Here is a 14,410-nt window from a genome sequence, read left to right as displayed (position 1 = left end):
GGTCACCGGCCGCCCCGTCGGCGTCAGCGGAGGTGTGTGTGTACGTCGGCTCCCTGGAGTGTGACGTGCTGCTCGGCGACGTCCGGTCGCTGAAGCAGAAGCGCTCGGCGGTGCGTCCGCTGCTGGCCGAGCTGCGCCGGTTCGAGGTGGCGGCGGCCGAGGCGGGCCATCTGGACCTGCACCGGCGTGCGCTGATCGGGGTGAGCTGTGTCGCCGCCGACGCGGGGCACGTCCGTGCCCTGCTGGAGCGGTGCGAGCGGCTGGTGGCCGCCCGCCCCGAGCTGGAGCTGCTGTCGGCCCGGACCCGGCTGTTCGGCCCCGACGAGGACTGAGCCCCGGCGGTGGCCGGGGGACGGACCAGCAGGACCGAGAATCGAACGCGGCGTGACCCCGCGACCCGTGCCTAGACTCGGGCTCGCACGACCCGCTGGAAGGAGCAGGACATGGTCGACCAGGCCCGCGCGCGCAAGCTCGCGAAGCGGATCTCGCAGATCGTCGCGGAGGCCCTCGAGCACGAGGTGAAGGACCCGCGGCTGGCGATGGTGACGATCACCGACACCCGTGTCACCGGCGACCTGCGCGAGGCGACCGTGTTCTACACGGTCATGGGTGCCTCGCTGGAGGAGGAGCCGGACACCGCGGGGGCCGCCGCCGCGCTGCAGAGCGCGAGCGGGGTGCTCCGCAGCCGGGTGGGACAGCAGACCGGGGTGCGGCACACGCCGAGCCTCGCGTTCGTGCTGGACGCGGTGCCGGACACGGCCCGCCGGATGGAGGAGCTGCTGGCCCGCACCCGCGCCTCCGACGAGGAGGTGGCCCGGCTGGCGGCCACGGCGTCGCCGGCGGGGGAGGCGGACCCGTACAAGGCCCCGCGGGAGACCGACGCCGAGTGACCAGCGGCGCGCACGAGACCGTCCCGGGTCCCGGTCCGGTCGATCCGGCCGGGGCCGCGGCGGTGCTGCGCCGGGCCCGTGACGTGCTCGTGGTCGGGCACGTCCGGCCCGACGCGGACGCCGCGGGCAGCGCCCTGGCCCTGGCCACGGCGCTGCACCGCGCGGGGACCCCGGTCACCGTGTCATTCGGCGGGCCGGACCCGGTGCCCGCCGGGCTGGTCGACACCCTCGACCCCGACGGGCTGGTCGTCGCCTCGGTGGACGCGCCGCGCGCGCCGGACCTGCTGGTCTGCTGCGACATCTCGTCGTCCCCCCGGCTGGGGGACCTGGAGCCGGTGCTGGACACGGCCGGGTCGTCGCTGGCGGTGGACCACCACGCGTCGTTCGTGGCGTTCACGGACCGGTACCTCGTCGACCCGGGCGCCCCGGCGACGGTGACGCTCGTCCGGGCGGTGCTCGCCGAGCTGGGCACCCCGCTGGACGCGGTCCTCGCCCGGTCCCTGTTCGCGGGGCTCTACACCGACACCGGTGGTTTCCGGCGCGGCGGTGCGGAGGCGCTCAGGCTGGGCGCCGAGCTCGTCGACGCCGGCGTCGAGCCCGCTCCGCTGCTGCGTGACATCGGCGGTCCGGTGCCGTTCGCGTGGCTCGCCGCGCAGGCCACGGTGCTGGCCGGGGCCCACCGGGAGGCGGGCGTCGCCGCGGGGGCGGACCTGGTGTGGGCCGCCGTCGACGTGGCGACCGCGACCCGGTTCCGCGACCGCACGGTCGCCCTGGTCGGGCCGCTGCAGGCCGCGGCCGGGGGCGGGGTGGCGGCGCTGCTGACCGAGACGGCGCCGGGGGAGTGGTCGGTGTCGCTGCGCGGCAACGGGTCCCCGGACCTGTCCCGGGTGGCGACGGCGCTCGGCGGTGGCGGGCACACCGGTGCCGCCGGGTTCGAACGCTCCGGTACCCGCGACGGGCTCCTGGAGCTGCTCCGGGCGGAGCTGGCCCGCTGAGCACGTGCCCGGTTGATCGGGTTCATCCGGGGTACATCGCCGCGACACCACGATCGGGTGGACCTCGGGGCGGTCCGGTGTCGCGGCACCGGGGCACGTAGCGTGTCCCGCGAGACCAGGAGGTGTGCGGTGCGATCCGAGCCCGCTGCGGCCCGCGGGGGCGACGACAGTCACGGCAACGAGCCCAGCGGGTGGCCGGAGTTCCTCCGGGCCTGGTTGCGCAACCCGGCCCAGGTGGGTGCGGTGTGGCCGAGCTCGCCGCGGCTGTCGGCGAAGCTGGCCCGTATCGCGCCGGGGCACGGCGCGCCGGTCGTCGTGGAGCTGGGGCCGGGCACCGGCGCCGTCACCACGCAGGTCGGCAGGCGGCTCCCGCCGGAGGGCCGGCACCTGGCCGTCGAGCTCGACCCGCGGATGGCCCGCTTCCTGCAGGACCGCCACCCGGGCGTCGAGGTCGTGAACGGTGACGCCCGCAAGCTGGGGTCGCTGCTCGCCGAGCGCGACATCACCTCGGTCGACGCGGTGATCTCCGGGCTGCCCTGGTCGCTGTTCGACCGGACGATGCAGCAGGAGATCCTCGACCAGGTCGTCGGGGCGGTGGGGGAGACCGGCGCGTTCGCGACGTTCGCCTACTCCCACACCCTGCCGATGCCCTCGGCGCGGCGGTTCAAGGCGGCCCTGCACGACACGTTCGACGAGGTCGTGATGACCCGTACGGTGTGGCGCAACCTGCCGCCCGCGTTCTGCTTCCTCTGCCGTCGTCCCCGTCGGTGACCCGGCCCGCCCCCATCGCGGGCGGGCCCCGTGACATCCTCCGGCTCGCCCTGCCCGCGCTCCCGGTGCTGGCGGCCGAGCCGCTGTTCCTGCTGGTCGACACGGCCGTCGTCGGACGGCTGGGTGGGCTGCCGCTGGCCTCGCTCGCCGTCGCCGCGGTGCTGTTCGCGCAGGTCACGACCCAGCTGACGTTCCTGTCCTACGGGACGACGGCGCGCGCGTCCCGGTTCTACGGCGCCGGGCGCCGGTCGGCCGCGGTGGCGGAGGGCGTGCAGGCGACCTGGCTGGCGCTGGGCGTCGGGCTGCTGGTCGTGGTGCTCGGACAGCTCGCCGCGGCACCGCTGGCGGGGCTGCTCGCCGGGGACCCGGTGATCGCCGAGGGCGCGGTGTCGTGGCTGCGGATCGCGCTGCTCGGCGCCCCGCTGGTCCTGGTGACGCTGGCCGGCAACGGCTGGATGCGCGGGGTGCAGGACACCCGTCGCCCGATGTGGATCGTGATCGGCGGCAACCTGCTGTCCGCTCTGCTCTGCCCGCTGCTGGTGCACGGGGCGGGGGACTGGGCGGGCTGGGGGCTGGAGGGCTCGGCGATCGCGAACGTCGCGGGGCAGGCCGTCGCCGCGTCGCTGTTCCTGCGGGCGCTGGTCGTCGAACGACGGCGCGCCCCCGCCGGTGACCCGGTCCGCTTCGCCCCGGACACCGCGGTGCTCCGTTCCCAGGCGACGATGGGCCGCGACCTGATCGTGCGGTCGCTGGGGTTCCAGGCCTGCTTCCTGTCCGCGACGGCGGTCGCCGCCCGGTTCGGGTCCGAGTCCGTCGCCGCGCACCAGATCGTGCTGCAGCTGTGGGTGTTCCAGTCCCTGGTGCTCGACGCGGTCGCGATCGCGGCGCAGTCGCTGGTCGGGGCCGCCCTGGGTGGCGCGGACGGCGAGCACGGTGCGGACGGCGAACACGGCACGGACGGCGACCGTGCGGACACCGGACCGGCGCGGGCGCTCGCCGCCCGGGTCACCCGCTACGGCCTCGTGCTCGGCTGCGGGTTCGGCGTGCTGTTCGCCGCGCTCTACCCCGTCCTGCCGCCGGTGTTCACCCGCGACGCGGCGGTCCTCGCGGCGATCCCCGCGGCGTGGTGGTTCTTCACCGCGCTGCAGCCGATCGCCGGGGTGGTGTTCGCCCTGGACGGCGTGCTGCTCGGCGCCGGTGACGCGGCCTTCCTGCGCACCACGACGCTGCTCGCCGCGCTCGGCGGGTTCCTGCCGATGATCTGGCTGTCGCTGCTGTTCGGGTGGGGGCTGGCCGGGATCTGGACCGGGCTCGCCGCGTTCATGGTGGTGCGCCTGGTCGCGGTGGGGCTGCGGGCACGGTCGGGGCGCTGGGCGGTCCCGGGCCAGATCCGGGCCTGACCGTCCGTCCCACACCGGCGGTGGCGCGGCACCGGGCTCCTCGCGGCGAGTGGCACACCACGTACCCGGCGGTGGGGCCCGGAGGGACGTGACGTACCACTCGGCGGGGGCCGCGGCGGGGCGCGGCGGGCCATGGCGCGGCGCGATGCGGTGGGGTGCGGCGGAGCGCGGGCCCCGGCGTGGTTCAGGTCCGGTCGGTGACCGGCACCTCCGACGACCGTGGCGTGACGCCCGCACCGGGTTCCGGGCCCGTGTCCTGGGAGGGGAGGGGCAGCCGCACGGTGAACACGGCGCCGCTGCCGTCGTCGCGGGTACCGACCGTCACCGACCCACCGAGGCGGCGGGCGATCCGGTCGACCAGCGCCAGCCCGATGCCGCGGGGGCGGCCGCCGGGCGTCGCGCGGGTGCTGAACCCGAAGGTGAACAGCTCGCGGGCGGTGTCCGGGGGCACCCCGGGGCCGCTGTCGGCGACCTCCAGGAGCAGCTCGCGGCCGTCGGGCCCGGTGCGCAGGACGACGGCGACCGACCGCTCCCCGGCGCGCCCGGTGACGACCTCGACCGCGTTGTCGACGAGGTTGCCGACCAGGGAGACCAGGTCGTCCGCGGCGAAGGGCAGCCGCAGGTCCGGCAGTACGTCGGGGTCGCAGGCGTCGGTGACGGCGAAGGTGACGTCGTGCTCGGAGGCCTGCCACGCCTTGTCCGCGAGCAGCGCGGCGAGGACCGGGTCGTAGACCTCGGCCACGACCCGTGCACCGGGTCCGCGGGTGCGGTCCAGCGCGGCGGTGCCGGCCGCGGCGGCGTCGGCGGTGTCGCCCAGCTCGATCAGGGTCAGCACGGTCTGCAGCCGGTTGCCGAACTCGTGCGCCTGCCCGGACAGCGCGGCGACGGTGTCGCGGGCCTCGTCGCGCTCGCGCAGCACCCCGGCCAGCTCGGTGCGGTCGCGCAGGGTGAACACCCGCGTCCCCGGTCCCGCGGCCGGCCCGGCGTGCCTGCTGTTGACCAGCAGCACCCGCTCCCCGGCCAGGGCGGCCCGGTCGCGCAGGTCCGAGCGCAGCCCGCTGGTGAGCACGGCGGCGACGGCGGGGTCCATGCCGAGCCCGGCGAGCGGCCGCCCCGGGACGGCGGGGTCGTCGGGGGAGTCGTGGCCGGGCAGGCCGAGCAGCCGCCGGGCCTCGGCGTTGACGACGACGAGCCGCCCGTCGCCGTCGACGACCAGCAGCCCCTCGCCGACGGCGTGCAGCACCGCCTCGTGGTGGGTGTAGGCGGCGGTGATGTCCTCGGGTTCCAGCCCCAGGGTCTGGCGGCGCAGCCGCCGGGCCAGCAGCACCGCCAGCCCCGAGCCGACGAGCACCGCCACCGCGGCGGCCGCGATGATCCCGGGCAGCGAGCGCAGCGCGAGGTCGCTGATCCGGGTCTGCAGCACGCCGACGGAGATGACCGCGGCGATCCGGCCGTCGACCAGGACCGGGGTGACGGTGCGGACCGAGGGCCCCAGGGTGCCGGTGTAGACCTCGGTCGAGGTCTCCCCGGCCAGCGCCGGGGCGATGTTGCCCTGGTAGATCAGGCCGATCTCGGCGGGGTTGTAGTGGCTGTAGCGGACGCCCTGCGGGGACATCACGACGATGAAGCCGGTGTTCGTGGCCCGCCGGACCCGCTCGGCGACGGGCTGGAGGCGGGCGGAGAGGGCGGCGAGACCGCCGCCGTCGCGGACGGCGTCGACGACCTCGGGGTCCGAGGCGAGCGACAGCGCGGTGGCGGTGGTGAGCCGGCCCGCGGCGTCGTGCTCCAGGCGGCTCGCGCCGTAGCCGCCGAGCGCGGCGAGCCCGCCGACGGTCAGCAGCACGGTGACGACCTGCAGCAGGAACAGCCGCCGCACCAGCCGCGACCGGCGCAGCGGCGGCGAGGAACGGAACGGCCGGCGCACGGGCCCAGCCTGCCACCGCGGGAGCGGCAGGGGGACCCGTGCACCGGCCGGGACGTCGACACCCCCGCGGGCCTCGGGGCTCCGCGGGGGTGCGACGGTCATGGGAGGAGGACGTGCCCGGTCAGGAGCCCGCGCCGACCTTCTCGCGGCGGGACTCGTCGGCGTCCGGCTTCGCGGCGCCGTCGGCGGCCTCGTCGATCTCGGCGTCCGCGGCGCCGCCACCGTGCGCGGCCTCCATGTCGGCCTCGACCAGCGTCGGGTCGTCGAGCACCGCGGCCAGCCGCTCACGGTCGAGCTCGCCGTTCCAGCGGGCGATGACCAGGGTGGCCACGACGTTGCCGATGGCGTTGGTCAGCGCGCGGCCCTCGGACATCATGCGGTCGATGCCGACGATCAGCGCGAGGCCGACGACGATCGCCTCGGGGGTGAAGAACTCCCCGCCGAAGGCCTGCAGCGACGCGGCCAGGGTGACCAGGCCGGCGCCGGTGACGCCCGCGGCGCCCTTCGAGGTCAGGACCATCAGCACGGCCAGCGCGATCTGCGCGCCGATCGGCAGGTACTCGTTGCCCGCCTGGATGATGAACAGCGCACCCAGGGTCAGGTAGATGCAGGTGCCGTCGAGGTTGAACGAGTAGCCGGTCGGGATGACCATGCCGACGGTCTGCTTCGAGGCACCGGCGGACTGCAGCTTGGTGAGGAAGCGCGGCAGCACCGACTCCGACGACGAGGTGCCGACGATGATCAGCAGCTCATCCTTGATGAGGCGGACGACCTTGAGGATGTTGATCCCGGCCATCCAGGACACCGCGCCGAGGACGACGACGATGAAGAACAGGCAGGTGCCGTAGAAGACCAGCATCAGCTTGAGCAGGTTGATCAGCGACCCGCCGCCCATCTGGCCGACGGTGTAGGCCATGCCGCCGAACGCGGCGACCGGCGCGGCCCACATGATGATCTTGATGATGCCGAAGATGACCTGGGCGATGCCCTCGATGCCACCGACCAGGCGGCTGCGCAGGGCCGGGTTCAACGAGGAGATGGCGCAGGCGGCCAGGATGGCCAGCACCAGGACCTGCAGGACCGAGTTGTCGACGAACGGGCCGAAGAAGCTCCTCGGGAGCAGCGAGTCCTGGATGAACGGGATGACGCCCGACTCCTGCGACCCGGTCTCGAACTGGCCCTCCGCGCGGGTCAGCTCCGCCGCGCTCGGCTGGCCCTCGAAGCCGGCACCCGGCTGGAAGACGTTGCCCGCGATGAGGCCCAGGGCCAGCGCGATCACCGTCATGATCAGGAAGTAGCCCATGGCCCGCGCGGCGAGCCCGCCGGCCCGGGCGAGGTTGCCCAGCGAGGCGATGCCGACGACCACGGTGCAGAAGATGACCGGACCGATGATGACCTTGATCATCTGGACGAACGTGTCGGCGAGCCACTTCAGCTCACCGGCGAAGTCGGGAGCGAGGAACCCGACCGCGATGCCGGACGCGATGCCGACCAGCACCCAGAACCAGAGCTGGGTGTAGACCTTCTTCTTGGTCCGGGTGGGGGTGGTGGACCCCGTCCCGGACGAGCCGTCTGCGTTGGCGACCTCGGCCATGTCCGTCCTCCTCGACGTGTGCGGTGGGGAAACGATGGGGCCGGGGCGTGTCGTGGGGCAACCGCGGGGACGCCGGGCTTGAGGAAGCTTTGAGGAAACGTGGCTAGGGTGTGCGCGTGCGGGTGCTGCTGGTCGAGGACGACGCGATCCTCGGCGACGCGTTGCGCCGCAGCCTCGTCCGCGAGGGCTACCCGACCGACCTCGTGACCAGCGGGTCCGCGGCCATCGCGGCCGTCGCCGAGCGGGAGCCCGACGTGGTGCTGCTCGACATGGGCCTGCCCGACCGCGACGGCATCGGCGTCTGCCGGGAGATCCGGGAGCGGTCCCGGGTGCCGATCCTGGCCATCACCGGCCGCGGCGACGTCGCGGCGCGGGTGCAGGGACTGCGCTCGGGCGCGGACGACTACCTGGTCAAGCCGGTCTCGACCGAGGAGCTCGTGGCCCGGATCGAGGCGGTCCTGCGTCGTGCCACCGGCGCCGCGGTGGCCGCGACGGTGAGCGTCGGCGACGTCGTCGTCGACCTCGACCGGCGCGCGGTGACCGCGGGCGGCGCCGAGGTCGCGCTGACCCGCAAGGAGTTCGACCTGCTCGCCGCGCTCGCCCGCCGCGAGGGCGCGGTGCTGCCGCGCACCGAACTGCTGGAGCAGGTGTGGGGGATCGCCGACGCCTCCGCGGCACGCACCCTGGAGGCGCACGTGGCGTCGCTGCGGTCGAAGCTGGGCGCCCGCGACGTCGTGGTGACGGTCCGTGGAGTCGGCTACCGGCTGGCGCGTTAGCGTCCCGGCGTGCCCGCACGCAACCCGCCCCCGCCGCCCGGACTCGTGATCGTCGACAAGGACCGGGGCCCGACCAGTCACGACGTCGTCGGGAAGCTCCGCCGGATCATGGGCACCCGCAAGGTCGGCCACGCCGGGACGCTGGACCCGATGGCGACCGGGGTGCTGGTCGTCGGCATCGAGCGGGCCACCAAGCTGCTCGGGCACCTGTCGCTGGACACCAAGGCCTACACCGCGACCGTGCGGCTCGGGCAGGCCACCGACACCGACGACGCCGAGGGCACGCCCGTCGGCGAGCCCGTCCCGGTCGATGCCGACGGCGCCGCTCTCCGGACCGCGATGGCCGCGCTGACGGGCGGGATCATGCAGGTCCCCAGCGCGGTCTCCGCGGTCAAGATCGACGGGAAGCGCGCCTACCAGCGGGTCCGCGACGGCGAGACCGTCGAGATCCCGGCCCGCCCGGTCACCGTGTCCGCCTTCGAGCTGCTCGCGGTGCGCCGCGAGGGGCCGTGGTGCGACCTGGACGTCGCCGTCGACTGCTCCTCGGGCACCTACGTCCGCGCGCTCGCCCGCGACCTCGGCGCCGCGCTGGGCTCCGCCGGTCACCTGACCGCGCTGCGACGCACCCGGGTCGGACCGTTCACCCTGGAGCACGCGCGCACCGTCGGGCAGCTCGCCGACGACCCGGGTCTGTCGCTGGACCTCGCCGCGGCCGTCGCGACGGCGTTCCCCCGCGTCGACCTCGACGCCTCCGCCGCCACCGACGTGCGGTTCGGCAAGTCGCTGCCCGCGGCCGGGATCGAGGGCACCTACGGCGTGTTCGCCCCGGACGGCGCCGCGCTGGCCCTGATGGCCGACCGCGGCGCCGCCGCCCGCCCGGTCGTCGTGCTCGCCCCGGCCGGCTGACCCCCCGGACCGGCCGCGGTCGCCCGCTGCGCGGGATCCCACCCGGTTCGCCTAGGCTCGCGGCCGTGCAGCGGTGGCGTGGTCTGGAGGCGGTTCCGCCCGGCTGGGGCCGGTGCGTCGTCACCGTCGGCGTGTTCGACGGGGTGCACCGGGGACACCGGCAGCTGATCGCCCGCGCGGTGGAACGGGCGCACGAACGCGGCCTGCCCGCCGTCGTCGTGACTTTCGACCCGCACCCGGCCGAGCTGGTCCGGCCGGGCACGCACCCGGCGCGGCTGTCCACACTCGACCGGCGGGCGGAGCTCGTGGCCGAGGCGGGCGCGGACGTCTTCTGCGTCATCCCGTTCACCGAGTCGCTGTCCCGGATGGCGCCCGCCGGGTTCGCGCACGAGGTGCTGGTGGACCGGCTGCACGCGGCCGTCGTCGTCGTGGGCAGCAACTTCACCTTCGGCCACCGGGCCGAGGGCGACGTCGGGACCCTCACCGAGCTGGGCCGTCGCTTCGGGTTCGCCTGCGAGGCCCTCGACCTGGTCTCCGACCACGACGTGACCTTCTCCTCCACCTACATCCGGTCCTGCATCGACGCCGGGGCCGTCCGCGACGCCGCGCACGCGCTGGGCCGCTGGCACCGGGTGGACGGCGTGATCGTGCACGGCCACAAGCGTGGCCGTGACCTGGGCTATCCGACGGCGAACGTCGCCAGCCCCCCGCACACGGCGATCCCCGCCGACGGTGTCTACGCGGGCTGGTTCCGCATCGGCGACCGCCGCCTGATGGGCGCCGTCTCGGTGGGGACCAACCCCACGTTCTCCGGGCGGGTGCGCACCGTCGAGGTCTACGTGCTCGACGTCGACGAGAACTTCTACGGCCACGAGGTCGGCGTCGAGTTCGTCGAGCGGCTGCGCGGCCAGGAGCACTACGACGGCATCGAGGCGCTCGTCGCGCAGATGGGCCGCGACGTCGCGACCTGCCGCGAGATCCTCACCGCGGCCGGCGACGCGACCGGACCCGACGGGGCGCCGGGTTAGGTGAAAACCCCCTGCCGGGGTCGAACGTCCACGCCCGCACCGCGTGGTCGCCGACGCTGTCCGGCATGGACGACCCCCGCACCGCGGACCCGGTGGCGCAGGAGATCGCGCGCAACCGCGACCGCCAGAGCGCGATCTACGGCGAGCCCCTCGACGAGCGCATCCGCCGGCTCACGACCGGTCTCGGCATCACCCAGGCCCGCCTCGCCGCCGCGGTCGGGCTGAGCCCGGCGATGCTGTCCCAGCTGGCGGGCGGGCGCCGGGTCAAGATCGGGGACCCGGCGGTGCTGGGCCGGATGACCGCGCTGGACCGGCGGCTCGCGCACGGCCCGGTGCCCGACGCCGAGCGCGACGTGCTGCTGGCCCGGGTCCGCCAGGAGCCGACGCCGTGGGGCCCCACCGGCGGCTGCCGCTGCGCCGAGCAGACCCCCGCCACCGGGCAGGCGGTGCCGCAGCCGCGACGGGCCCCCGCCGAGCCGACCGCGGAGGACGCGCTGCGCGGGGTGAGCGCGCCGGCCCGGCTCGTCGCGGCGGCGGCCGAGCTGGCCCCGGCGTTCCCGGAGATCGCGGAGGTGCTGCGCCGTGCCGCCGCCGGACGGCGCTGACAGGCTGTGCGGATGCGGCTGTTCACCGCGCTGTGGCCGCCACCGGAGGCGGTGGCGGCGCTGACCCGCGCGCTCGACGAGGTCCCGCCCCGGCTCCCGGACGGCGCGCGCCCGACCGACCCGTCGACCTGGCACGTGACGCTGTGCTTCCACGGCGACGACGACCCGGACACCCGCGCCTCGGCCCTGGACGACGCCCTGGCCCGCGCCGTCGCGCCGCGGCTGCGGATCGCCGGGACGGGCACCTTCCCCGGTGTGCTGTGGGCCGGGGTCGAGGAGAGCGGGGGACCCGTCCTCCCCGGCCTGGCCGCCCGGGCCGGTGCGACGGGGCCGCGGCCGTACCGTCCGCACGTCACCCTGGCGCGGTGGGACCGGCGCCGCGGCGACGCGACCGTGGCCGGCGACGGCATCGCCGCGGGCCCCTGGTGGACACCGGGGGAGGCGGTGCTCGTGCGCAGCGACCCCGGTGCGCGCTACACCGTGGTCCACCGGGTCCCGCTGTGCCCCGGCACACCGGACCACACACCGGGGTGACGCGGGTCGGCGGCGGTCGGCGCACCCGTCGCTGGTACCGTTTCACTCCGGGTCCGGCTGCAGTCCGTGGCGGCCGAGACCGACTTCCTGCCGTCCCACCGGTTCATCCGGGTTTCGTCGGACGTCATGGCCCCACGGACCGTCTCAAGGATGAAGGAGTTGAGCAGTGGCACTGACCACCGCCGAGAAGAAGAGCACGCTCGAGCAGTACGGCACCCACGCCACCGACACCGGGTCCCCCGAGGCCCAGGTCGCGCTGCTGACGCAGCGCATCGTCGGCCTGACCGAGCACCTGAAGCAGCACAAGCACGACCACCACAGCCGGCGCGGCCTGCTGCTGCTGGTCGGTCGTCGTCGCCGGCTGCTCAAGTACCTGCGCGAGGTGGACGTCGCCCGCTACCGCGCGCTGATCGAGAAGCTGGGTCTGCGCCGCTGACCCGCCCGGCCGACCCGGCACCGGATCCCGGTGCCGGGTCGTTCCGTAACACCGAGCGACACAACTGAACAGAGCCCGCCACTCGGGCGACCGGACATCCGCCGGTCCTCGGTAGTGGCCTCCGGAGCGCGACGCGCGGCCGGGGGCTTCGATCGAAGACCGGCCCAGCAGGGGATCGAGCCGGCGCCACGGTGGTGGGGGTAGACGAAGACCACTCCCAACGACGAGGAGAACACCCCCGTATGACTGACGTCATCTCCGAGGACGGCGTGCACGAGAGCACCGCCGTCATCGACAACGGCACCTACGGCACCCGCACCGTCCGGTTCGAGACCGGCCGGCTCGCCCGCCAGGCCGCCGGGTCCGTCGTCGCGTACCTCGACGACGAGACCATGCTGCTGTCCGCCACGACCGCCTCGAAGCGGCCGAAGGACCAGTTCGACTTCTTCCCGCTCACGGTGGACGTCGAGGAGCGGATGTACGCCGCGGGCCGGATCCCCGGCTCGTTCTTCCGCCGCGAGGGCCGCCCGGGCACCGACGCGATCCTGACCTGCCGCCTCATCGACCGCCCGCTGCGCCCGTCCTTCGTCGACGGTCTGCGCAACGAGATCCAGGTCGTCGTGACGGTCATGTCGCTCGACCCGAAGGACCCCTACGACGTCGTGGCGATCAACGCCGCGTCGGCGTCCACCCAGCTCGCCGGCCTGCCGTTCTCCGGCCCGGTCGGCGGCGTCCGCGTCGCGCTCATCGCGAACGAGGCGGGCACCGACACCCAGTGGGTCGCCTTCCCGACCCACGACCAGCTCGACCGCGCCGCGTTCGACATGGTCGTCGCGGGCCGCATCGTCGGTGACGACGTCGCGATCATGATGGTCGAGGCCGAGGCCACCGAGAACACCATCGACCTCGTCGCCGGTGGGGCCACCGCCCCGACCGAGGGTGTCGTCGCGGACGGGCTGGAGGCGGCGAAGCCGTTCATCCGCAGCCTGTGCGTCGCCCAGCAGCAGCTGGCCGACGTCGCGGCCAAGCCGACCGCCGACTACCCGGTGTTCCCGGCCTACCAGCCGGACGCCTTCGAGGCGGTCTCCGAGGCCGTCGAGCAGGAGCTGGCGCAGGCGCTGACCATCGCCGGCAAGCAGGAGCGCGAGACCCGGACCGACGAGATCAAGGCGTCGGTGCTGGACAAGCTCGGCGAGCGCTTCGTCGGCCGCGAGTCCGAGCTCGGCAACGCGTTCCGCTCGCTGAACAAGAAGCTGGTCCGCCGCCGCATCCTGACCGACCAGGTCCGGATCGACGGCCGCGGCCTGACCGACATCCGGCCGCTGTCGGCCGAGGTCGAGGTCGTCCCGCGGGCGCACGGCTCGGCGCTGTTCGAGCGTGGCGAGACCCAGATCATGGGCGTCACCACGCTGAACATGCTCCGCATGGAGCAGCAGATCGACCAGCTGGGGCCGGAGACGCGCAAGCGCTACCTGCACCACTACAACTTCCCGCCGTACTCGACCGGTGAGACCGGCCGTGTCGGCTCGCCGAAGCGCCGCGAGATCGGCCACGGCGCGCTCGCCGAGCGGGCCCTGATCCCGGTCCTGCCGAACCGCGAGGAGTTCCCCTACGCGATCCGCCAGGTCTCCGAGGCCCTGGGCTCGAACGGCTCGACCTCGATGGGCTCGGTCTGCGCGTCCACGATGTCGCTGCTCAACGCCGGTGTGCCGCTGAAGGCGCCGGTCGCTGGCATCGCGATGGGCCTGGTGTCCGACGAGGTCGACGGCCAGACGCGCTACGTCGCGCTGACCGACATCCTCGGTGCCGAGGACGCCTTCGGCGACATGGACTTCAAGGTCGCCGGCACCAAGGAGTTCGTCACGGCGCTGCAGCTGGACACCAAGCTGGACGGCATCCCGTCCGAGGTGCTCGCCGCCGCGCTGAACCAGGCCAAGGACGCCCGCCTGACCATCCTCGAGGTGATCGGCGAGGCCATCGACGGCCCGGACGAGATGAGCAAGTACGCGCCGCGGGTCACCGCGGTGAAGGTCCCGGTCGACAAGATCGGCGAGGTCATCGGCCCGAAGGGCAAGATGATCAACTCGATCACCGAGAAGACCGGCGCCGACATCTCGATCGAGGACGATGGCACGATCTACGTCGGTGCGAACGACGGCCCCTCCGCGGAGGAGGCGATCGGCATGATCAACGCGATCGCCAACCCGCAGCTGCCGAAGGTCGGCGAGCGGTTCCTGGGCACGGTGGTCAAGGCCGCCGCGTTCGGTGCCTTCGTCTCGCTCGTCCCCGGCAAGGACGGCCTGGTCCACATCTCGAAGCTCGGCAACGGGAAGCGGATCAGCAAGGTCGAGGACGTCGTCAAGGTCGGCGACAAACTGCGCGTCGAGGTCACCGACATCGACAACCGCGGCAAGATCTCGCTGATCCCGGTGGTCGAGGAGTCCGCCTCCGCGGACGTCACCGAGACCCCGGCCGCCGAGGGCGCCGTCGACGCCGAGGCCCCGGCCGAGGCCGCCAACCCGAGCTGAACTGTTGGCACCTGAGAACGACC

Annotated in this window: 14 protein-coding genes; 12 read left to right on the top strand and 2 right to left on the bottom strand. The window is 74.5% G+C overall.

Annotated elements, in window-relative coordinates:
* The first annotated feature begins 38 nt into the window (after window positions 1–38).
* The 5 genes from KPL60_RS12810 (at window position 39) to KPL60_RS12790 (ending at window position 4,056) form a co-directional block, all read left to right on the top strand.
* On the top strand, window positions 39–332 hold the full coding sequence (locus tag KPL60_RS12810) for a DUF503 domain-containing protein (protein WP_226355805.1): 294 nt from the start codon (window positions 39–41) through the stop codon (window positions 330–332).
* A gap of 111 nt (window positions 333–443) precedes the next feature.
* Window positions 444–890, top strand: coding sequence for a 30S ribosome-binding factor RbfA (gene rbfA, locus KPL60_RS12805; protein ID WP_226355806.1), 447 nt, complete (start codon window positions 444–446; stop codon window positions 888–890).
* Entirely contained in the window at window positions 887–1,885 is a 999-nt protein-coding gene (locus KPL60_RS12800; protein ID WP_226365942.1) for a bifunctional oligoribonuclease/PAP phosphatase NrnA, read from the top strand. The genes rbfA and KPL60_RS12800 overlap by 4 nt, the downstream gene beginning before the upstream one ends.
* 129 nt (window positions 1,886–2,014) lie before the next feature.
* On the top strand, window positions 2,015–2,656 hold the full coding sequence (locus KPL60_RS12795; RefSeq protein ID WP_373324103.1) for a class I SAM-dependent methyltransferase: 642 nt from the start codon (window positions 2,015–2,017) through the stop codon (window positions 2,654–2,656).
* The gene (locus KPL60_RS12790) at window positions 2,653–4,056 is read left to right on the top strand and encodes an MATE family efflux transporter (RefSeq protein ID WP_226365941.1); all 1,404 of its coding nucleotides are present in this window, start codon (window positions 2,653–2,655) and stop codon (window positions 4,054–4,056) included. The genes KPL60_RS12795 and KPL60_RS12790 overlap by 4 nt, the downstream gene beginning before the upstream one ends.
* Window positions 4,057–4,240: 184 nt before the next feature.
* Here KPL60_RS12790 and KPL60_RS12785 read toward each other — a convergent pair whose 3' ends face one another.
* Together KPL60_RS12785 and KPL60_RS12780 are read right to left on the bottom strand one after the other, a co-directional pair.
* A complete protein-coding gene (locus KPL60_RS12785; RefSeq protein ID WP_226365940.1) occupies window positions 4,241–5,980 on the bottom strand; it encodes an ATP-binding protein in 1,740 nt (579 codons plus the stop codon).
* Window positions 5,981–6,101: 121 nt separating this feature from the next.
* Window positions 6,102–7,574 (bottom strand): cation:dicarboxylate symporter family transporter, encoded by a 1,473-nt coding sequence (locus KPL60_RS12780; RefSeq protein ID WP_226365939.1) that lies wholly within the window; start codon window positions 7,572–7,574, stop codon window positions 6,102–6,104.
* A 116-nt stretch (window positions 7,575–7,690) separates the two neighbouring features.
* On the opposite strand from KPL60_RS12780, the gene KPL60_RS12775 reads away from it, so the two are divergent.
* The 7 genes from KPL60_RS12775 to KPL60_RS12745 all read left to right on the top strand — a co-directional run bounded on the left by KPL60_RS12775 (window position 7,691) and on the right by KPL60_RS12745 (window position 14,387).
* Complete coding sequence (locus tag KPL60_RS12775) at window positions 7,691–8,350, top strand: response regulator transcription factor (RefSeq protein WP_062404379.1); 660 nt, start codon at window positions 7,691–7,693, stop codon at window positions 8,348–8,350.
* Window positions 8,351–8,359: 9 nt separating this feature from the next.
* Window positions 8,360–9,256 (top strand): tRNA pseudouridine(55) synthase TruB, encoded by an 897-nt coding sequence (truB, locus tag KPL60_RS12770; protein WP_226365938.1) that lies wholly within the window; start codon window positions 8,360–8,362, stop codon window positions 9,254–9,256.
* A 65-nt stretch (window positions 9,257–9,321) separates the two neighbouring features.
* A complete protein-coding gene (locus tag KPL60_RS12765) occupies window positions 9,322–10,284 on the top strand; it encodes a bifunctional riboflavin kinase/FAD synthetase (RefSeq protein ID WP_226365937.1) in 963 nt (320 codons plus the stop codon).
* Window positions 10,285–10,349: 65 nt separating this feature from the next.
* Complete coding sequence (locus KPL60_RS12760; protein ID WP_226355812.1) at window positions 10,350–10,889, top strand: helix-turn-helix domain-containing protein; 540 nt, start codon at window positions 10,350–10,352, stop codon at window positions 10,887–10,889.
* Between the two features lie 12 nt (window positions 10,890–10,901).
* Window positions 10,902–11,423, top strand: a complete 522-nt coding sequence (locus KPL60_RS12755) for a 2'-5' RNA ligase family protein (protein WP_226355813.1) — start codon at window positions 10,902–10,904, stop codon at window positions 11,421–11,423.
* A 166-nt stretch (window positions 11,424–11,589) separates the two neighbouring features.
* Window positions 11,590–11,859, top strand: coding sequence for a 30S ribosomal protein S15 (gene rpsO / locus KPL60_RS12750; RefSeq protein WP_020621572.1), 270 nt, complete (start codon window positions 11,590–11,592; stop codon window positions 11,857–11,859).
* Window positions 11,860–12,101: 242 nt separating this feature from the next.
* The gene (locus KPL60_RS12745; RefSeq protein WP_226365936.1) at window positions 12,102–14,387 is read left to right on the top strand and encodes a polyribonucleotide nucleotidyltransferase; all 2,286 of its coding nucleotides are present in this window, start codon (window positions 12,102–12,104) and stop codon (window positions 14,385–14,387) included.
* The last annotated feature ends 23 nt before the right edge of the window (window positions 14,388–14,410 follow it).

This window comes from Pseudonocardia sp. ICBG162 (assembly GCF_020496225.1).
Taxonomy (GTDB): Bacteria; Actinomycetota; Actinomycetes; order Mycobacteriales; family Pseudonocardiaceae; genus Pseudonocardia; species Pseudonocardia alni.
Note: the sequence above shows the minus strand (reverse complement) of the source record. Positions and strands in the feature narration are given on the sequence as shown.